The organism is Citrobacter sp. 50677481, assembly GCF_001463265.1.
In the GTDB taxonomy this organism is placed as follows: domain Bacteria; phylum Pseudomonadota; class Gammaproteobacteria; order Enterobacterales; family Enterobacteriaceae; genus Citrobacter_A; species Citrobacter_A sedlakii.
Window position 1 is genome coordinate 224,296 of sequence record NZ_LNHZ01000001.1, and the last position, 17,576, is coordinate 241,871.

General features: G+C 44.9%; 24 protein-coding genes. 5 read left to right on the top strand and 19 right to left on the bottom strand.

Annotation, left to right across the window (positions count from 1 at the left end):
• The first annotated feature begins 344 nt into the window (after window positions 1-344).
• Window positions 345-890, top strand: coding sequence for a polymer-forming cytoskeletal protein (locus tag APU02_RS01060; protein WP_157845128.1), 546 nt, complete (start codon window positions 345-347; stop codon window positions 888-890).
• Window positions 891-1,132: 242 nt separating this feature from the next.
• On the opposite strand, the gene APU02_RS01065 is transcribed toward APU02_RS01060, so the two are convergent.
• Window positions 1,133-1,549, bottom strand: coding sequence for a S24 family peptidase (locus APU02_RS01065; protein WP_343285941.1), 417 nt, complete (start codon window positions 1,547-1,549; stop codon window positions 1,133-1,135).
• A gap of 86 nt (window positions 1,550-1,635) precedes the next feature.
• Here APU02_RS01065 and APU02_RS01070 point away from each other — a divergent pair, with 86 nt between their 5' ends.
• From APU02_RS01070 to APU02_RS01080, 3 genes are read left to right on the top strand one after another with little or no spacing between them, the layout of a single operon-like run.
• Entirely contained in the window at window positions 1,636-1,998 is a 363-nt protein-coding gene (locus tag APU02_RS01070) for a GtrA family protein (RefSeq protein ID WP_060568966.1), read from the top strand.
• Entirely contained in the window at window positions 1,995-2,912 is a 918-nt protein-coding gene (locus APU02_RS01075; protein WP_060568967.1) for a glycosyltransferase family 2 protein, read from the top strand. The genes APU02_RS01070 and APU02_RS01075 overlap by 4 nt, the downstream gene beginning before the upstream one ends.
• The gene (locus tag APU02_RS01080; RefSeq protein WP_060568968.1) at window positions 2,909-4,495 is read left to right on the top strand and encodes a DUF6056 family protein; all 1,587 of its coding nucleotides are present in this window, start codon (window positions 2,909-2,911) and stop codon (window positions 4,493-4,495) included. Before APU02_RS01075 ends, APU02_RS01080 begins: the two co-directional genes overlap by 4 nt.
• Window positions 4,496-4,538: 43 nt before the next feature.
• Here APU02_RS01080 and APU02_RS01085 read toward each other — a convergent pair whose 3' ends face one another.
• The 9 genes from APU02_RS01085 to APU02_RS01120 all read right to left on the bottom strand — a co-directional run bounded on the left by APU02_RS01085 (window position 4,539) and on the right by APU02_RS01120 (window position 10,610).
• Window positions 4,539-4,952 carry a tail fiber assembly protein gene (locus APU02_RS01085; RefSeq protein WP_060568969.1) on the bottom strand — a complete coding sequence of 138 codons (414 nt, stop codon included), beginning with the start codon at window positions 4,950-4,952 and terminating at the stop codon, window positions 4,539-4,541.
• Window position 4,953: 1 nt separating this feature from the next.
• Entirely contained in the window at window positions 4,954-5,721 is a 768-nt protein-coding gene (locus tag APU02_RS24725; RefSeq protein WP_072197049.1) for a phage tail protein, read from the bottom strand.
• 2 nt (window positions 5,722-5,723) lie between these two features.
• Window positions 5,724-6,362 carry a DUF2612 domain-containing protein gene (locus APU02_RS01090; RefSeq protein WP_060568970.1) on the bottom strand — a complete coding sequence of 213 codons (639 nt, stop codon included), beginning with the start codon at window positions 6,360-6,362 and terminating at the stop codon, window positions 5,724-5,726.
• Window positions 6,363-6,372: 10 nt separating this feature from the next.
• Window positions 6,373-7,602 carry a baseplate J/gp47 family protein gene (locus tag APU02_RS01095; protein WP_060568971.1) on the bottom strand — a complete coding sequence of 410 codons (1,230 nt, stop codon included), beginning with the start codon at window positions 7,600-7,602 and terminating at the stop codon, window positions 6,373-6,375.
• Window positions 7,599-7,958: a hypothetical protein gene (locus APU02_RS01100; protein WP_060568972.1), complete on the bottom strand. Its 360-nt coding sequence runs from the start codon at window positions 7,956-7,958 to the stop codon at window positions 7,599-7,601. Before APU02_RS01100 ends, APU02_RS01095 begins: the two co-directional genes overlap by 4 nt.
• Window positions 7,955-8,647 carry a phage baseplate protein gene (locus tag APU02_RS01105; RefSeq protein WP_060568973.1) on the bottom strand — a complete coding sequence of 231 codons (693 nt, stop codon included), beginning with the start codon at window positions 8,645-8,647 and terminating at the stop codon, window positions 7,955-7,957. The genes APU02_RS01100 and APU02_RS01105 overlap by 4 nt, the downstream gene beginning before the upstream one ends.
• Complete coding sequence (locus APU02_RS01110; RefSeq protein ID WP_060568974.1) at window positions 8,637-9,503, bottom strand: hypothetical protein; 867 nt, start codon at window positions 9,501-9,503, stop codon at window positions 8,637-8,639. The genes APU02_RS01105 and APU02_RS01110 overlap by 11 nt, the downstream gene beginning before the upstream one ends.
• Window positions 9,496-9,630: a hypothetical protein gene (locus APU02_RS27105; RefSeq protein ID WP_343285916.1), complete on the bottom strand. Its 135-nt coding sequence runs from the start codon at window positions 9,628-9,630 to the stop codon at window positions 9,496-9,498. Before APU02_RS27105 ends, APU02_RS01110 begins: the two co-directional genes overlap by 8 nt.
• A gap of 164 nt (window positions 9,631-9,794) precedes the next feature.
• Window positions 9,795-10,610, bottom strand: coding sequence for a hypothetical protein (locus APU02_RS01120; protein ID WP_060568976.1), 816 nt, complete (start codon window positions 10,608-10,610; stop codon window positions 9,795-9,797).
• An 89-nt stretch (window positions 10,611-10,699) separates the two neighbouring features.
• On the opposite strand from APU02_RS01120, the gene APU02_RS01125 reads away from it, so the two are divergent.
• Window positions 10,700-11,143, top strand: a complete 444-nt coding sequence (locus APU02_RS01125; RefSeq protein ID WP_060568977.1) for a hypothetical protein — start codon at window positions 10,700-10,702, stop codon at window positions 11,141-11,143.
• A 3-nt stretch (window positions 11,144-11,146) separates the two neighbouring features.
• Here APU02_RS01125 and APU02_RS01130 read toward each other — a convergent pair whose 3' ends face one another.
• The 9 genes from APU02_RS01130 to APU02_RS26790 form a co-directional block, all read right to left on the bottom strand.
• Window positions 11,147-12,928: a lytic transglycosylase domain-containing protein gene (locus tag APU02_RS01130; RefSeq protein ID WP_239692834.1), complete on the bottom strand. Its 1,782-nt coding sequence runs from the start codon at window positions 12,926-12,928 to the stop codon at window positions 11,147-11,149.
• A gap of 208 nt (window positions 12,929-13,136) precedes the next feature.
• Complete coding sequence (locus APU02_RS01140; RefSeq protein WP_060568980.1) at window positions 13,137-13,547, bottom strand: hypothetical protein; 411 nt, start codon at window positions 13,545-13,547, stop codon at window positions 13,137-13,139.
• Window positions 13,547-13,981, bottom strand: coding sequence for a hypothetical protein (locus tag APU02_RS01145; RefSeq protein WP_060568981.1), 435 nt, complete (start codon window positions 13,979-13,981; stop codon window positions 13,547-13,549). Before APU02_RS01145 ends, APU02_RS01140 begins: the two co-directional genes overlap by 1 nt.
• Window positions 13,982-13,992: 11 nt before the next feature.
• On the bottom strand, window positions 13,993-15,483 hold the full coding sequence (locus tag APU02_RS01150; protein ID WP_060568982.1) for a DUF3383 domain-containing protein: 1,491 nt from the start codon (window positions 15,481-15,483) through the stop codon (window positions 13,993-13,995).
• Window positions 15,480-15,995: a hypothetical protein gene (locus tag APU02_RS26785; protein WP_239692835.1), complete on the bottom strand. Its 516-nt coding sequence runs from the start codon at window positions 15,993-15,995 to the stop codon at window positions 15,480-15,482. The genes APU02_RS01150 and APU02_RS26785 overlap by 4 nt, the downstream gene beginning before the upstream one ends.
• Window positions 15,992-16,363 carry a hypothetical protein gene (locus APU02_RS01160; protein ID WP_060568983.1) on the bottom strand — a complete coding sequence of 124 codons (372 nt, stop codon included), beginning with the start codon at window positions 16,361-16,363 and terminating at the stop codon, window positions 15,992-15,994. Before APU02_RS01160 ends, APU02_RS26785 begins: the two co-directional genes overlap by 4 nt.
• Window positions 16,338-16,784: a hypothetical protein gene (locus tag APU02_RS01165; RefSeq protein ID WP_060568984.1), complete on the bottom strand. Its 447-nt coding sequence runs from the start codon at window positions 16,782-16,784 to the stop codon at window positions 16,338-16,340. The genes APU02_RS01160 and APU02_RS01165 overlap by 26 nt, the downstream gene beginning before the upstream one ends.
• On the bottom strand, window positions 16,784-17,215 hold the full coding sequence (locus APU02_RS01170; RefSeq protein WP_060568985.1) for a DUF4054 domain-containing protein: 432 nt from the start codon (window positions 17,213-17,215) through the stop codon (window positions 16,784-16,786). Before APU02_RS01170 ends, APU02_RS01165 begins: the two co-directional genes overlap by 1 nt.
• A gap of 12 nt (window positions 17,216-17,227) precedes the next feature.
• Complete coding sequence (locus APU02_RS26790) at window positions 17,228-17,575, bottom strand: hypothetical protein (protein ID WP_072197050.1); 348 nt, start codon at window positions 17,573-17,575, stop codon at window positions 17,228-17,230.
• Window position 17,576: the final 1 nt, after the last annotated feature.

A 17,576-nucleotide genomic window follows, 5' to 3' on the forward strand; every position in this document is an offset into this window, starting at 1 on the left:
TAATCGCACGTTGTCATTTTTTAAATCGATAGAATTCAAATTATTGCAAAGCAAAAAAGGTCATTCTTATTTTTTATTGTGCATTAATTCACTGAATGTTACCGTCCTGACACCGATGAACAGCGATCAGGATAATCAGGGAGGTTCGGTGAAGGTCTATGCATTATAACCTCCTGTGGCTTATTTGGGGGCTTTGGCTTTATCTCATTATTCATTATGGCGTAGGTGATCAACATTTTTACCTGACGATAAAATCGCGATGGAAAGTGATTGCCATAATTATTTTAACCTGTGGTTTATTTTATGCTGTTTATTTAATTTTATCATCGACGGGGATCAGAACCATGTTCAAACGCAAAGAGCAAAACACCACGTTTGCCGACACTCATGCAGACATCAACATCGCCTCTTCTCTTAACCCTTCTCAGGTTTCTTACCTCGGCGACGATGTGGAATTGACGGTAAAACCGACGCAGCAAAGCCCGCTGGAACCGTCGGTCGCCGTTATCCCGGAAACCTGTATTATTAAGGGCGAGCTTAACTCCACCAGCGATATTCACGTAAATGGCCGCATTGACGGTGTTATTCGCTCTGAAAAAACCGTTCATATTCTGAAAAGCGGTCACGTTGAAGGGGATATTATAGCCTATGCCATTGCCGTCGACGGCGTTCTGAATGGCAATTGTATCGGCGGCGAAGTCAGCATTAATGCGCAGGGAATGGTAAATGGTCAGGTAAAAAGTGACTCACTGGCCATTCATAAAAATGGCCGTTTTTACGGTAACTCTTTACCGCGCAGCGACGAAGAAGCGCAAAAAAATGAATTTATCAGCGCCATGGATGCGGTAAAAGAAAATACCATCGACCTGGCCAGTTTTTATAAAGAGTGACAGGAAGATATTCGCGCCGGATGGCGGCTTTGTGCGGTCCGGCCTGAATACCGCCAGGTAAACGCGCCAGGAAATGGCGCCCCCTGCAGGATTCGAACCTGCGACCGACGGCTTAGAAGTTCCTCGGACTATCTAGGATAACAACAACTTACCCCATCACCACTGCGCTCACATGTCCCACCTTCGCAAAACATGTAAAGCCTTGCAAACCGATGCAAAGCTTTACGTGTCTCATTTCTGTCTCACATCACAGGGCAATCATCAAACTCACCAGAACGCGCATCGTTGATGATGTACGTTATCACTCCGAACAAATGCGACTCATCATCAAACAGGCTGGTCGGCTTTGGTATCTCCTCTGCCGCTCCAGTCTCAAGATTAATCAGATGTGGTTTGGGGTAGCGCTTGTATCGCTTCACCCTGAACTCATTGTCAACTGAACAAACCAGCAACGAGCCATCAAACGGCGTCAGTGAACTGTCAACGACGAGCAAAGCACCGTACATGATGCCTTCTCGCCAGTACGTTTGCCCTGACCGCATGAAGTACGTTGCCGATGGTTTGCTGATTAACGTCTCGTCGAGCGATATGCGTTGCTCAACGTAGTCTGCTGCCGGGCTCGGGAATCCCATGATGCACCTCCGATAGATACTGTATATTGATACAGTATTACTGATCGTTAGTGTCGATCAATACCGATTGTGGTGCTACACTTCAGACCTTTCCGAATTTACTGATTTTTATCATGTTAAAGTTATTCGTTAAGTACACATCTGTAGGCGTTCTTAACACGCTAATACACTGGGTCGTGTTTGCTGTCTGCATTTACGGACTGCATACAAATCAGGCACTTGCAAACTTTGCTGGGTTTGTCATGGCGGTTTCTTTCAGCTTTTATGCCAATGCAAAGTTCACATTCAATTCCTCGACCACAACATTGCGATACATGCTGTATGTCGGGTTCATGGGCACTCTGAGTGCTGCGGTTGGATGGGCTGCTGATATGTGTGGGTTGCCACCATTGGTGACTCTGGTTACGTTTTCCGCTATCAGTCTGGTATGCGGTTTCATTTATTCAAAATATATTGTCTTCAGGGATGCAAAATGAAAATCTCTCTGGTTGTTCCGGTCTTTAATGAAGAAGACACGATACCAATTTTTTATAAAACGGTTCGCGAGTTTGAAAATCTAAATCCGTATGAGGTTGAGATAGTTTTCATAAATGATGGAAGCAAAGATGCGACTGAGTCTCTGATCAACGATCTGGCATTATCAGACCCGCTTGTCGTTTCTTTGTCATTTACCCGAAATTTCGGAAAAGAATCAGCTATTTTTGCTGGGCTTGACCATGCAACTGGTGATGCAGTGGTTCCTATTGATGTTGACCTGCAAGATCCAATCGAAGTTTTGCCTCACCTGATTGAAAAATGGCAGGAAGGGGCGGATGTTGTGCTGGCAAAGCGCATCGATCGTTCAACTGATGGTCGATTAAAAAGAAAGACTGCTGAGTGGTTCTACAAACTACATAATAAAATAAGTAATCCTAAGATTGAGGAAAATGTAGGAGACTTCCGCTTAATGTCTCGTGAGGTCGTTGAAAATATCAAGTCAATGCCTGAGCGAAATCTCTTTATGAAAGGAATTTTAAGTTGGGTGGGTGGAAAAACGTATGTTGTTGAATACGCACGCGCTGAAAGAGTTGCTGGTAATTCTAAATTCAATGGTTGGAAATTGTGGAATCTGGCTATTGAGGGGATAACTTCATTCTCTACCGTACCCCTAAGAATATGGACATACATAGGGCTATTTTTTTCTTGCGTTTCATTTTTTTATGGTGCATGGATGATATTTAACACTTTAGTTTGGGGAAACCCAATCAGAGGATATACATCATTAATTGTTTCTATATTGTTTCTTGGAGGAGTGCAATTAATTGGAATAGGAATACTTGGCGAATACATAGGAAGATTATATATTGAGTCAAAACACAGACCTAGATATTTACTTAAGGAAAAGAAATGAAAGTGCTAACAGATAAGGGAATGGGTTATTTTTTATACGCATTATTCTTTGTGATAGTTTTCTCTATATACTTTAAAACACCTATACAGTCTGATGATTACAGTTATTTTTTAAAAGGATTAAGTATAGAATCATCAGTTCATCACTATATGACTTGGAGCGGCAGGGTTGTCGCTGATACGTTATCTAGCGCAATTCTAATAACAGAAAACAGGGTTTTAATCGCTCTATTTAATTCTTGCGTTTTGTTCTGTATGCTGTGGAGCATAGCAGCAATACCTTTCGGAAAGCGGAGAGATAAATATTTTTATTTAAGTTTTTCATTGATCTCATTGATTTACTGGGTTGGGAACCCAAACCTTGGTCAAACCACTTTATGGACGGTTGGTGCTGCTAATTATGTATACCCCAATGCATTGCTTTGCTTGGCTCTATACTATTTCTTCCTTAAAGAAATGCATAAGGAAAAGGTGAATTGTTATGCGCTTTGTGCTCTAGCTTTTTTTTCGGGTATTGGCAATGAAAACATGAGCGTATCAATATGTTTCTTGGCGCTTGTATATATAACATATGTGCTTTACAAAGAAGGCAGGGTGTCGTTAAAAACATTGGCGCCATGCTTATCTTACCTTTTGGGTTCTATCGTGTTAATTGCCAGTCCGGGAAATTATGCGAGAAAGGAGTTCTTTAAAGATTGGTATGAACTTCCTTTATCTACAAAGATAGTAGAGCATATTACTATTCGCATACCTGACGCTGTCCAGTCTATTTGGCTGATATCATCCTTGGCATTGGCATCCTTTTTGATTGTTATTACTGATGGAAAAAGAATAAGGTTGCCTTTGTTATTTCTTATCGCTGCGCTCATTTCAGTTTTAGTAATGGTTGCATCACCCTATCTTGCCCTAAGAAGCCTTAATTGCACACTAATCCTGATGTTACTGTCGTTATCATTATTATTCTTTAATAAAGTTAATATTGCATCACGAAATGTTTCGATATGGGCTTTATTATTAGCAATAATATTACCGTATGCTGCCGTTAAAATTTACAACGAGTTCACTTCGTATACCTCTCTATCAGAGCAGCAGAAAATTAGAGAAAGAATTATGAGGGAAGGTGGTTCATATATTCCTATGTTTTATACGGGAATGCTTTTTGATAAAGGTGATGCTCCAAGTGATTACTTCAGCCCAGATTATACAGGTAAATATTATGGCATCGATGACGTAAGCCAATACCAAGTCCCGTTCGATTATTCATTCATCACATCCGGTAAATGGATGTATGCTTCTGATACAAATCATGAGGCATTAAAGGCAATTTTCCATGCTTCTAATAAACTTATATTTGAAATTAACAAAAATAAGTTTCATGGATTGAATGATGGGGAGTCATTCTTTTTGCATTTAATCAATGAGAATGGAACCGAGTTTAACAGGGATTTCTACTCTAAGGTCTATTGTATTGAATCAAGATGCTTTGTAGCATCAGACCCTGTTATTATGGGAGGGATTAAGAGTATTGAATTTGGTTTATATAACAGATACACTAATGAATCCACGCTATTTTACATAAAATAGATTACAAATGAAGGAGAATTCACCTCCTTCATTTTTCTTTTTTTTATGGCTTTTGAGGCCAAATAGGATTGTTTAAATCTACCTTGGTCAAGGCATATCTATATCTTTGCCATGATTCTAGAATTTTCTTATCAGATTCTTCGATGTACCCGCCATCAAGTGCATCTTTCATTGGTGAAATGACAATCGTCGCCTCGTTTATCAATGACTGTCTTTTCATATATAACATTTCCTGAATATCTTTTTCTTCAGGAATTGGAGCATCGCCCCATGAAGGAAGTCCGTCTTTACCTGCTATTCTTACCTTTCCTTCTGATGTTTTATCTTGAATGTATTCAAGATATATATTATATGATACATCGACAGCATCGGAAATTTCCCATCCAGCATCTTGATATTTAGCCACGTCATTTTTAGCGAAAAAACTGTTATTTAAAGCGCTATACACCATTTCCATATCAGAACCCTATCGCAATGTAAAAAACGGATTCACCTGCCTCTTGTGAGGCTGTGCCTGGAACTCCTGACCATGCCATATTTATAAAAGCAAACCCTGTTTTACTGATGTCAGATGCTCTATATGCTGGGCTGAATACCCAAAAGTTAGCCGCGTATGTCTGACCAAATACGATTCCATAACACTGATTTGTAAATGGCGTTGAGAATGTCTTTGCTCCAGAGCTAGAGATTGTACCGAATCGCATTTGAAAACCGTTAGGGAAATTAACTCCTCCTGATGGGGAGGACCAATAAGACATGTCAGGTATTTGGTTGACACTGTTTCCAACAGTACGATATGCGGCAGATCCAAGACTTAAAATGTCTGCAATATCGCTAGCTACTTTAGACCATCCAGTGGTAATTGAGTTTGGATTGCCGGTATTCCCGTCTACTGTGCATCTGTAAACAGTTTTTAAGTCATCCCCAAGAACAAAGGAACCAGCGGGATATCCACCGATAGCCGTCGCAAACGCAGAATCGTAAGTGTTTAATGCACCTGTGCTGGACCACCTTCCGAGGGATGATAACTCGAACAGGATTTGGTTCATGTCCTGCCCTTTCGGTGGCAGTCCACCTGCAGACTTCAGAATCATTGTTATTGGTGGAAATCCAGACTCATATGATGCAGTGTTATCTCCAGATGGAGTGGTGGGCAGAATTGCCTCCCTCTGTCCATTAACGCCAAATGGTTTAGGTTGCTTCGCTGGTGCGTCTGTGCGGTTCATATCTAATCTCTGTAGAAAGTGCCATCATTGAATGGATAGGCATCTGATGAAAATCCAAAATACGGACTGACTATCTGCCGTATATTTACTAGTACACCGCTTGGAACTGGCGTAACTTCATAGTTTGTCAGAATTGATTCTTCGTACGGCGCGAGTTCAAATTCAAATGTTATTCCTATAGTCATATCTCGGTAGTTTACGCAATATGCTCTTCCTCTTTGGTAAAAGAGTATTTTCAGGAATCTGTTTATTTCCGGAATAGTGGCTATGCTTATGTTAGTGAATGCCTTGCAGAATATCAGTGTACGGTAAGTGTCATCCCCTAGTCTGACGTTTGTTGTTTCCTGTATGCCACCAAAAAAAGGTGAGTCGTTGAATGGCGTAGGGTAATCTGGATCTGCATCATCAGCTTCGCCGAACCCGAATGAGCTACTTTCTATCGGTGCATTGATGTAACGGCTGATTCCAACTATTTTACCCCACATATCAAGTCCGTATGTTTCACAGGTCGTTAAATCCCATACTTTGGCAATGAACTCATCTGTGAAATCATCAAGACTTAAAGCCTGATTAAACGTATCAATGATGGATAATAGTTTTTGACTTGCAGAATATTGGGTAAGAATGGTGTCTTTCCACATGCCTCACCCCTTACGATAATGTAACAGTTATGTCAGATTCCTGAATGGTAGGGACCTGGTCTATACCCATAGTTACCGCTGGACCATATGTTGAACCATCCAGAGAGACTTCCAGAGAAAGAATCCCAATCGTATCAGGAGAGATTGAAATTACTGGCGCATAGTACTTTCCGGAGTTTATAGTCGCCCCGATCCGAGCCTTACCAATCCCCTCATAACCACCGTTAAATACCGAGGCAATCATCGTCTTAACTTGCTGAGTGATATCACTTGGAGGATTAAGAGAACTATCAAGCTCAACATTAAAATAGACTCGCGTTGGTGTGGCTTTCTGCCACTGCATGTCATAAGAAGGATATGGAGCGGTGTAGTTTACGTTATCGTAAACAGTGTATGTGGTATCTCCATTGAGATTTGCACCAGGGTTATAGGTGTTGAATATCGCCTCTGCGACATCCGAATCCGTTCCGCCATACACACATATATAAATTGAATGACCAAGCACCGGAAAGTTTGTCGTGCCTTTATTTACGGTTGATGCCGTTCTGTTGGACCATACATAAGCGTCCAGGACTCCATTGGTGGCAAGAAGCGCGGATAGTGTAGAGGCATCCTGATTCCTGCTATTTCTCGCCACTGACTGTCTGCGTCGTGTTTCAAAGGCAATTCGAGACTCAACATCAACACCAACAACACCCGGGCTGACGTTTGTAATAGAATCCCATCCAGATACTGCGCGGTAAATCTGGTTAAGTGCCCCTGCTGCGCATGGTATGGGGCCGGTAGTGGTATTAACAAACTGCACGTCAACCGAGCCAGTCGATGGGATTATCGCGTTGTCGATTGACTGGTAAATATATCCGCTCGTGTCTACCGCAGAACTGCCAGCAGGGATTGTTGTACCTACCTGACCAATACAAGTTGCAGTGACCACCGTCCCCTGCGCTGAGATGCGGTCCATGAAGTAAATACGACCAATCCCATCCTGAAACCTTCCAGTTGAGTAATCAGGGTTAACCTGGTTAAACAGGCATAGAAGCTTGTCGTACTCTTGCGCGATGATTTCAGTGTCCGACTGAGCAATCTGGCCTTGAGGTGAGCTTAATGACTGACTGGCACCACCACCAAGAGCGGTTGTCATATCTGTCAGGCGACCAGCAAGAACATCAGAGATGTCAGGAACGGATAGACCATTCTCAGTGATGGTTACATCAGGTACAGCAGTTTCTAAAGTCGTCATATCGTTGCCGTCGCTGTATTACCGTTGATGTCCGTAACGCGAATCGTGCCGCGCATACGACGAGTGTTTTTATCGAAGAAGACCGTAGCAAGTGCCTGGTCAACGATGGGGAGCTTTTTGGCTTCAGTCTGAAGTTTTTGCGCTACATAACCTGGTGTTGGACGCTTGCCTAGCACATCGGATTTCCACGGAATTCCAAGAGTGTTGTCGTAATAGCATTCTCCAGAAAATACCAGGCATGCACTGGCAACATCCTGAGCTACTGAATACACTTCATCAGCAATGGCAATGTTCCCGTTTCCATCCAATGTTAAGTCCCACGTAGACGTGTCTAACTGCATGGTTCTGTATGTCATGTAGGCTTGTCCGTTGTGTTGGAGTCAACTGTTGAACTTCCGGTTTGTACGCCTGATACCGGGTGTTTGTGAATGTTGTAGTTGTCTCTGAGATTTTTAACCGTAGATGACTGAGTTCCGGAGTTGTCCTGAATATCTCCACTAACCTTTAACAAAGGAGTAGTCATATTCACTCCATCGGGTGCGGTGATATTCACCGATGAACAGATGATGTTTACCGGGTTAGGCGTGGTGATATTTATCGCCCCATCAGCAAACTCAATAAACTGTGCCGGCTCGCCGTTCAGGAACCCACCAAGATAAAGAGCATCTGATTTGCTGTGCGTTCTTTTGCTGCCAGGTATGGATTGCTTTCGGTTTGCTCTGGCTATTGAGTTATCACGATCGCACACAGCAATCATCCCGATATCTCCGGGAACGGGGTTCATGATGACTGCGCTGTCACCACGCTGAAGCCGGAAAACTGGAACGTTGAATATCTGTGAATTCTGAATCATCGCCCCACTAGGGTCTGTCCTGGTTACCAGTGGAAGCACATCGACAACCAGGTTTGGCGCAATTCCACGAATGGCCTCCACCTGGACAAGTTCAATAAAAAAAGCCCCCGAAAGGAGGCTTTTGAAGATGTATGAGAAGGATTCCGCTTCGCTTGTCTGCGCACTGGTTGGCGTAAACAGGTTATCCGCCATTATCGCCCTCGGTTAGTATTCTGTTCGCGATGCACACTGAGTGCCATGGTCCGTCTGGCATCCATGAAGAAAGCTCATGGCTAACGCTGGTTAGCTTGTATGTGCCGCTTGCGTGAGGAAGAGATGTGATGAGTCTGACATTGCGACCGGTCGTCAACAGTGTTGAGAACTGCGTCTGGAACATCACTCCACCATTTGAAAATATCGGATAACCTATCAGCCCGTATTCAGGCGAAATAAGCGGCATAACATCATCTTTCTTCTCATTCTGAGGCCAGAATGTGATTGTTGGTGATGCTACCGACATGGCTATTTCAAAGTCGTCACACAGCTTCTCAAGCTGGTTGAATATGCTCCCCTCATAGTGAGGGTTTGTTGCAACTATTCCATCAAGCCCGGTGATGTATGGGCTATATCCTGCAGCCTTGCAGATTGCAGTGATTACGCTTGTTACTGGAGTAGATCCATTGAACGAGAATGGCGGCGATGGCTTGTTTTGCAGGTCAGCGTTTGCTGTTGCAGTTATCATCAGCGCTGAATTGGGCGCGGTATTCATGTTCGCAATGGAAGACGTCATATAACCCACAAAAATCGCAGTATCGCCAACATAAATCTTCATGCTGATGCGTTCAGTATCAGAACCGAACAACCCCATAGCCTTTGATGACAACGATGCCAGAAGCTCCATGCTCAACCCGAAAAGGCTGACGTTTACCTGAGTGCCAAATAAGTTTCCAGCAGACTGAAACGATACTGTTGAACGAACCTCGCTGATGGAGATTGTGTTATTCCCTTTCTCATCAAAGGAAGATGTTTCGTTAGTAAACTCAAACCTGAGAGAACGCTGGTTATACAAGCTCGCTCTCCTCTATGTAGTACAGCACAAAGCGACCACCAAGACCTTCATAAGACGGGTCAAGTTGACCTGCGTTATCCAGAAAAACCAGATCGCCAGAAAATCCCAGATACCTGTATCTGACCATTCTATTTCCGTACAGGCATGGAACACCCTGCATGATTGGGTTGCCGTTTACTGTAAGGTCCATATACATGAAGCTTTCACGCTGAATCAGCCTGATAGTGCAACGCTGCCCTGCAAGGTCAACGGATATCGACTGAGATTTCTTTGGTTCAAGAGGTATTGTTCTCATGTGATATTCTCGTTGATCTCTTTGGCTAGCTCTGCTGCCTTCTGCGTGGCGCTATTTGCAACTTCAAGAACTGGCTTAGACACCGTATCGAGTGCGCTCTGAAAACCTGCCGTAACAGCGCCTGATGTCGTAGTTATTATTCCGCTTACCGATGATTTCAGTGATGACCACGATTTCCCTAATTCGTCTAACGTAGATGGCGATGATCCAGCATCTTTTGTTGCTTCTCCCATTCCAGTTACGCCCTGACTTATGGTGTCATTTGTTGGCTTATTTTCTGTCTGCGCTCCGGAAAGAATAACCTCCATCTGCTGCATCACTTCCTGAAAGTACAGGTAGATAGTCAACATGCTGACGCCGCGCTGAGAATTCACTTCGTAAGAGTGATCAATAAGGTCATAGCTTTGCAGCGTTTCTTTCGGCGTCTCAATGTCATAGGTGTTTGCCGTTTCCAGCATCGTCTTAATGGTATCGAGTGTGCTGCTCTGGCTGGTAAATGTCAGGTCAAAGATGTTCGGGATATTGCCGGAGAATCCGGTAAGGCCAGTGACGATGATCTCACAACGAATTACAGACGGTTCTTTCACTTTGTTGATGGACTGGTACTTACCACCCTCAACAGGAGCGTTTGTTATTTGCGCCCTACCGCTGGGCTGTATTGATGCCATGCCACTGAATTCCAGCGCCACAGCATTGGTCTTGCTATTGCGGATCACATACTGAGGGTGCAGGACGCTATCGATGATTGAAAGCGGAGAGCCACCGCCGATAGCGTTGAATATATCTGCTGTGTTCAGGTCGATAATGCTCATATTACCCGCCAGTTAAAAGCCCGGATAACGGGCTATTCTTTGCTCTTTAATAGAGATATGCTCAACTAAATAAACAGCGAGATATCAGTATGAAAATTAATAAATCATTTCTTGTTCATTGCTTAGTGGCGGTTTCGCTTTCGATGCCGTTCTGCATTAAAGCAGCCACCCAACAACCTTCTAATGACATCGTTAAAGAGTCAGCATTTGCATGCGTTGGCTTAGCTCAGAAATATGGTTCTGATGGAAGGCGTTTTGCCCCAGAAGGCGTTAAGTCATTCATCTCATCTCAAGTTGATGATTGTGTTCGCCTGCTATCGTTCTCAATGGTTAATAAAAACGCAGGCAAAGACATTCGTGATGATATAGAGAGCAAATGGGCAACAACCTATTATGATGTCACAGACGATGAATACAGTTTCTATGGAGAGTTCCACAGAAACATAATGACAGAGGCACAAAAAGCAGCGGAAGACCATGATTACCTGAATGAAATGGTTTTATTTGGCAAGTCCGCTGCTAAAGGTTATTAGTGATCATCTTACAGCTGAAGCGTAAGAGACATTGGTTGATGCACGTTGTGCCTGCTGGTTTACACTTTGAGTCAAGGCATCTACAGTTTGAGGGTTTGTCTGCACAATAACATTATCAATTTTGGTTACACTGCTCTTACTGTTATCGATGCTTGATGTAGTGTTTCTTGATTGTGAATTGGCAAGCTTTTGCTGTTGAAGGTAATATTCATTCTGAAACTGGTTAGCTCCGCCAATTTTCAGTCCATTTTGCCAGTTACCGAATCCTTCATGCTTCGCCATTGCTGTTCGCAATTTAGCCATCACATTCGGGTCGGCCAGGTTTAATTCATCATTAGCGCCAACTCCCATATACCCAGCAACCTGCTTGATATATGAACCAGTATCATTCTCTGATGATGGAGCCCACGTGCTAACAATGTCCTTAACTGTCCGTAGTTTTCTACCAGTTGTCAGTCCGTTGTAGTAGCGCATAAGTTGGTTTGACATGGCATCCCAACCTTCCTGTTCGGTAGAAAATCCTTTAAAACCACCAACTCCAGAATCTCCCCTAATATTACCCGGGTTATTGTTTTTATCAGCTAATGTTTTACCTGATGGATTCTTAGCGCTGCCTGGCACAGCCTCGTCATAATCAAGTCCGAATAGCCTCTCAAACCAGTGCTTCTGGTAAATAAGTGGCTTGTCCTCATCCCTCATGTTTAGGACGGAGTCAGGCGTTGTGGCGTCAGCAATATCTCCGCTGTAGAAGATTCCAGCCAGTAGCCCGAGTATTCCACCCGCACCTTTACCTCCGCCTCCTCCAGTCATACTAAGCGCTTTATTTCCAACATAGAGTCCGGCTAGTATCTTGAGAGCGTTCTCAGCCCCTCCTACTGCATCAGTGAAGGATTTGATTTTATCTCCTGCGTCCTTGAAGAATCCGATGATGTCTCCATGGTGTCCTCGTATCCAATCACCAAATGCTTTTATTGCACTCATTACCTCTGGAGCAAATGCCAGGGCTAAATCTTGCTTTATCCGATCTAATTCAGAATCAAGCTGACCAAGAGTGGCAACAAGCGCTTCCTGCTCTTTCACCTGAGCGGCGGTGATATTTGATTTCTTGGTCTCTGAGTCGACCAGTGACTTCAACTCACCGGATTTGATTTTGGCTGCGTCTGTCGGGTCGAATCCGGCAGCCGCCATTACCTGCATCAGGTTTTCCTGGGAATGCGTTTTACCGTAACGAGTAAACTCGGATAGTGCTTTGTTCGGGTCGCCAAGCTTATTGATATTCAGGCCTGTGCGAGCGCCCAGCACCATCAGGTTCTGTGCCGCACCAGTAAGGCCACCAAAGATAGTTGGGTCAGCAATATTCGCCAGAGCCATTCTTGCACTGCCAGCAGCAGAAATGAATGCATCACCATTCAGTCCTGCCTGCTGGAAGCCACGGCGTACTCCGAACATCTTATTCACGTCAGAACCGAAGAACTTAGCTTGCTGACTTGCCCGGACAATCTCATTCGCTGTTGAGGTAAATAACTGCTTGATACCATACAGACCAGCACCGATACCAAGAAAGCCAGCAGCAGCCGTGTAAGCACCTCTGAATGACGATACCGCAGCTGTTCCAAATTTACCCATCTCACCAGTCGTGGATTTTAATGCCTGACTGATGTTACGACTGGAGCGGTCAAAATCGCCTTCTATTTCCTTAACTTCATTCTTCAGCTTGCGCTTACCGTTCAGGAACTCGTCGGTCTTAATTGTGACCTTATAGGCCAACTCGTTAACGATCATCATTGCTCCTGGTGTTTATGCCATACGCGCTGATTGAAGTTTTCCACAGAAATAATCTCCAGCAGGTTATACATATCCAGCACGGATAGTTTCTCCTGAAGCTCGGTGTATGTGGCTTTTCCTGAACAGATAATGGCGTTGATAGTCGGTGAGATATTGACGGGTGAAACTAATTTTGCCGGAAGGGTTTCCTCTTCTAAAAACGGGTACTTCACCCTTCGGCGATGGTTAAAAAATCGAAATTAACCTCAAACACTTTATCCAGCACTGAGCGGATAGTTGAAACCTCTTCAAAGTCGATAGCACCATTAACCTTGCGACGATTACGCTGACCATCGTGAGTGATGACGATTTCTACTGTAGACATTAAACGGTCACGCAGAGTGTGGGCTACATCAGGAGAGGATGCGGAAATTACACTAAGGCCGACCGTAGCCAGCCCAGCACACCCCATTGCAATCACATCAGCAGGAATGCTTGTATAGTTCGACTCTCCCATTGCCCGGAAAATATCCTGAGCCAGAGAGTCGGCATCCCATGCCGACATTTCAGTGATGATGAATTCCTTCCCTTTGTCTCTACCATCGGCATCAACAATAAACACTATCTCTTTTCTAGCCATTAGATTGGACTCGGAGTTACTGATTCAAAATGGAAAACTGCTGGTCTTGCCTGAAGAACCCTGCGCCCTGGTGGATTTGGAGTCCAGGTATGGATTACACCATTTACAAAGTTCCATTTGCGCCCCAAGGCAGGGACTGTAAGAACCATATTGCATGCGAATTTACCGATAGCCGTTCTTTCGGCAACCCACCAATCATCAATTAAAAACCCAGCATTTGAAGTTGGCATTAAGGTAATTGTTTGTTCAGTTGGGTTGAAGATGAAGCCAGCATGGTACTTACCATCAGCTGACATGGCATCTTCTGTGTTAGTTAGAGCACCAGTCTCAAACATGTTGTCTGCTGCGTAATCGTCAACGTCAAAACCGCCAGGGTAGTAAGCAGGTACGACGATTCGCAGCTTACTGTTAGCCGATGTAATGTCGATAGGCATGGTTTATTCCCTTATAAAATAGCGGTTGAGGACATTGTAATGGACTGGATAAGCTGTCCATCAACATAATAGAAAATGACACCCTGCAGATCGCGCTCGATACGCGCCGAACCTGGTTGAGTCGGGATGTACAAGAACCACCCCTGAGAGTACAGCGTCGCAGAGATATCTTTGCCTACCGTGTTGTTCACAATGCGAATTTGAGCGTTGTCCAGAGTTACTCCGCGCTGAATTGCGCCGAAGTTTAAAGCTTGCTCGGCAACGTCAATCACAGCAGCAGATACCGCACCATAGCCAGTTGCATTGAACGGATATGACTGGTTATTGGTGAACAGGTTAGCAAATGCCCCTACCAGATTGGCGTTAATCCAGACCTGGTCGATGAAGCTATCAAGCCAGACAAACTTGCCAGTAATCGCGCCATCAGACGCATATTGCGCCATTGTTTTATTCAGGCTATATGAGCCGTAGAAGTTGTAACCATTTGATTTCAGAGCCTGTGCAGTAGCAAGGTCGCTCACGTTAGGAGCTAAGCCTGAGAATCCACGGAACTTGAACGAGATGCGCCCGTTAGTTCGAGCAAAGTCTATTGATGCTGCATAGGCAAGAGCAGTTACGCTGTACATATAGGAGCCGTACACCGGGAAGATGTTCTCGTATCCGTTAGCCACAACTACCTGCTGAACGAAACAGTTAGCGTTATTGGCAATTGTTCCAGCCTGAGTCGTGTCATGCACAACGTAGCCATAGCGGTTTTTGCTGCTGTTCGCCCACGCACACAACTCACCTTTCTGGTCATCAGTTAACTCAACAAGAGAGTTAAACAAAATCCAGTTCTGGTTGGTGTTGATGATGTTATTCATCGTATCGGTCAGGGTGACTGCATCAGAGCCAGGAGAAACCGTTGCAGCGGTTGCAGCGGTTAACAGCAGTCCGGTAGCAAGAGCGCCATCTGACGCGAATGAAACCTCGCTGTCTGCGCCTGTAGTAGCTGAGCGAATGATGAATCGGTTAGCAATTGGCAACCATTCTACGGATACTTTGCTTGCTCCGATTCCTGTTTCCAGTTTGTCAGCGATATCAGAGAAGCTTGTTGCTGTGGAAAGGTCAATCGATGCACTGGTAGTAGATACACCATCAACAGACAGTGTGATAGTTCCTGCAGGAATAGCTTTCAGAGTTGCCAGAGCCACACCTTTCAGATTGCCTGACAGCAAATATCCGGCTACGTCAGCAGTAACGATGCGGTACATCAGCAACTCACCAGGAATAACGGATGAGTTTTCGTAGCCGTTGAAATACTGCTGAGCGGCGAGGAATTCTTTCGATTCACTGCCCATCAGAGCAGAGACATCAGATGATGAAAAATAAGATTGCACTGCACCTACTGGGATAAGCTCGTTATCGGTCAGCATCAGGCCGTTAGCATCAACCGCAGAACCGGCAGGTGTAACGACATTGGGCGTGATATTGAAATCTACGGATAAAGGGATTGTGCTCATTGGCGTCCATCCACCTGTTGGGTTGTAATTTCTGCTTTGTCGAAGTAATCCTGCGGGAACGACACGATTATGTGTGCTTGCAGGGAAAGAGTTAGTGTGTAACGTTCCTGCCACTGGCTTTCTGCATCTATCATGGGAGCCTGAATTGCAGGAGATGAGTAAAGTGGTGCCAGACGTTCGTCTATGGCTTTGATAGTGTCGTAGCCGTAGTCACTGGCGAATGTGGTTTCCAGTGCAATAGCCCGATCCCCTGCACCCTGACCATAGATATCCACCTGAATATCAGCCTGGCGAACTTCGGTATATCCCATGGCACTTGTTGACGGAGAGCCTGTGTCCTGCTTGATATCTCGCGTCGTGGACAACCGAATGAATCGCAAAGGGGTCAGGATGCAGAACTGTCCTTTAGGCATAGGTACACGGTTAGCCTGCGCTTGCTGGCACGTTCCGCATATAGGCTCGATGTAATCAGCCAGGACATCTATAACGTCATCTACGGTGAAGTCATTCATGTGCTCACCTGCAATACTGCAATGAGTCGGCACCAATCAGGCCAAAGCTCTACCGGTTCAACAACAAGCCATTGCTCGCCATTAATCACGAAGATATCTCCACCCTGCTCCATTTCACGCTGCACGCTGAAGTAGTTGCCATTGACGTAAATAACCTTCGCTAGCCCTTGCAAGTTAAGGCCGTCTACGTGCTGCATATCGCCACGACTGATTGGCTGTAGTTGAATAGTGACGTTCTGGTCAGGAAGATAAGATGGAACTGGTTTGCGTCCGGGGCCGATGGTTTCACCGGCGTACTTCTTCAGAATTGCAGAGATGTTGGGGTTGATACTGGTGATCGCGTTATTGGCTATTTGTCTGAGATTCAATTTCGCCCACCTCATAACTAACGCTGTTTAACATGTTAGACGTGTCAATCAGCGGCTTATCAAATCCCTTTCTTGCAATCGTCACAGGAGATAATGGAGGAGAATCAAGGGTGCGAATCGACTCTTTGATGTCATCAACGATGATTTCACCAAGCAACGAAAGGACATCTCTTATCTCGCCACCATTTTCAATCAGTTTTGCTGTCGCTTCCTGCCATTCAGATTCATGGTTTGCAATCGCATTTCTGAAGAATGGTCTTGGAGGTTGATTGTTTGCCGGGTTACCGAATTCGTTCGTTGCAGCAATCATAGGGACTGGTGTCCCGTCCGGATATGTTGCACCTTCAAGGAATCCAACTTTTAGTTGCAGGTTTTCAAACGAGCTTGCTGCCTTATCCAGTGCGTCCATTACCTCATCCATCAGTACCTCCGGTAATATCCGTATGGATAGTTGGATGGTGAATGCCCGCTTATGTACTGGAAGGTGCGGAATGGTGCCGTAGCATTCCAGTAATCAGCGCCATACTTTGTTTGCATGTACCATGCTGAGTTTGCTGTTACCCCTGGCATTTCCGCATGAACGCTAACTGAACCCTCTGAAGCACTGTCGATTCTCCCCACCAATCCGGATGGGGACTGCCCATTAGCGCCTGAATACAGAAAGGCGATATGGGCAACCAGCATATTCAGCAGCATTGCGCGGACAGCCAAATCCGACACGCGACTAAAGTCGGTGTTATCGAGATAGATGGTTGCCTGCGTGAAATACTGCTGAAGGAGTGCGTCGTCGACAGATGAGAATTCAGGGTAGCGTAGCTTAAATGCGGCGGGGTCAAATATTACGACGCCCATTCACAACTCCCGCTATTTGGTGTCAGCCTTTTTAACGCCAGGAGCCGGTTTTTCCGGATCAAGACCTTCAAGGCCAGTTTTGGCTTTTTCCAGTTCTTTACCCTGAGCCTTTACGCTGCGTTCGTCTTTCTGGATGAAGATGGCATTGTTCTGGATGTAGGGTGCGTCCTGATACATCTTCATGAATTTGTCCATGAAGTCTTTTTCAACCTGAGTGACACCGAAAGCACCTTCAGGAATTGCTCCATCAAGCTGACGAAGGGCGGTACTAGCCGCCCCTTTCAGGATTACAGTTACGCCATCAATAGTTACCTGAAGGCCGTTTGGCAATTTGCAGCCAACACTTACCATTTCTGCCATG

Coding starts and splice junctions, on each gene's coding strand:
- APU02_RS01130 (WP_239692834.1), bottom strand. CDS start 12,928: ATGATGATCGTTAACGAGTTGGCCTATAAGGTCACAATTAAGACCGAC.
- APU02_RS01095 (WP_060568971.1), bottom strand. CDS start 7,602: ATGACGACTTTAGAAACTGCTGTACCTGATGTAACCATCACTGAGAAT.
- APU02_RS01060 (WP_157845128.1), top strand. CDS start 345: ATGTTCAAACGCAAAGAGCAAAACACCACGTTTGCCGACACTCATGCA.
- APU02_RS01105 (WP_060568973.1), bottom strand. CDS start 8,647: ATGGCGGATAACCTGTTTACGCCAACCAGTGCGCAGACAAGCGAAGCG.
- APU02_RS01170 (WP_060568985.1), bottom strand. CDS start 17,215: ATGGGCGTCGTAATATTTGACCCCGCCGCATTTAAGCTACGCTACCCT.
- APU02_RS01120 (WP_060568976.1), bottom strand. CDS start 10,610: ATGAGCATTATCGACCTGAACACAGCAGATATATTCAACGCTATCGGC.
- APU02_RS27105 (WP_343285916.1), bottom strand. CDS start 9,630: ATGGTCAGATACAGGTATCTGGGATTTTCTGGCGATCTGGTTTTTCTG.
- APU02_RS01150 (WP_060568982.1), bottom strand. CDS start 15,483: ATGAGCACAATCCCTTTATCCGTAGATTTCAATATCACGCCCAATGTC.
- APU02_RS01145 (WP_060568981.1), bottom strand. CDS start 13,981: ATGCCTATCGACATTACATCGGCTAACAGTAAGCTGCGAATCGTCGTA.
- APU02_RS01070 (WP_060568966.1), top strand. CDS start 1,636: ATGTTAAAGTTATTCGTTAAGTACACATCTGTAGGCGTTCTTAACACG.
- APU02_RS26785 (WP_239692835.1), bottom strand. CDS start 15,995: ATGAATGACTTCACCGTAGATGACGTTATAGATGTCCTGGCTGATTAC.
- APU02_RS01090 (WP_060568970.1), bottom strand. CDS start 6,362: ATGTGGAAAGACACCATTCTTACCCAATATTCTGCAAGTCAAAAACTA.
- APU02_RS01125 (WP_060568977.1), top strand. CDS start 10,700: ATGAAAATTAATAAATCATTTCTTGTTCATTGCTTAGTGGCGGTTTCG.
- APU02_RS01140 (WP_060568980.1), bottom strand. CDS start 13,547: ATGGCTAGAAAAGAGATAGTGTTTATTGTTGATGCCGATGGTAGAGAC.
- APU02_RS01100 (WP_060568972.1), bottom strand. CDS start 7,958: ATGACATACAGAACCATGCAGTTAGACACGTCTACGTGGGACTTAACA.
- APU02_RS01080 (WP_060568968.1), top strand. CDS start 2,909: ATGAAAGTGCTAACAGATAAGGGAATGGGTTATTTTTTATACGCATTA.
- APU02_RS01075 (WP_060568967.1), top strand. CDS start 1,995: ATGAAAATCTCTCTGGTTGTTCCGGTCTTTAATGAAGAAGACACGATA.
- APU02_RS01085 (WP_060568969.1), bottom strand. CDS start 4,952: ATGGAAATGGTGTATAGCGCTTTAAATAACAGTTTTTTCGCTAAAAAT.
- APU02_RS01165 (WP_060568984.1), bottom strand. CDS start 16,784: ATGGATGAGGTAATGGACGCACTGGATAAGGCAGCAAGCTCGTTTGAA.
- APU02_RS26790 (WP_072197050.1), bottom strand. CDS start 17,575: ATGGCAGAAATGGTAAGTGTTGGCTGCAAATTGCCAAACGGCCTTCAG.
- APU02_RS24725 (WP_072197049.1), bottom strand. CDS start 5,721: ATGAACCGCACAGACGCACCAGCGAAGCAACCTAAACCATTTGGCGTT.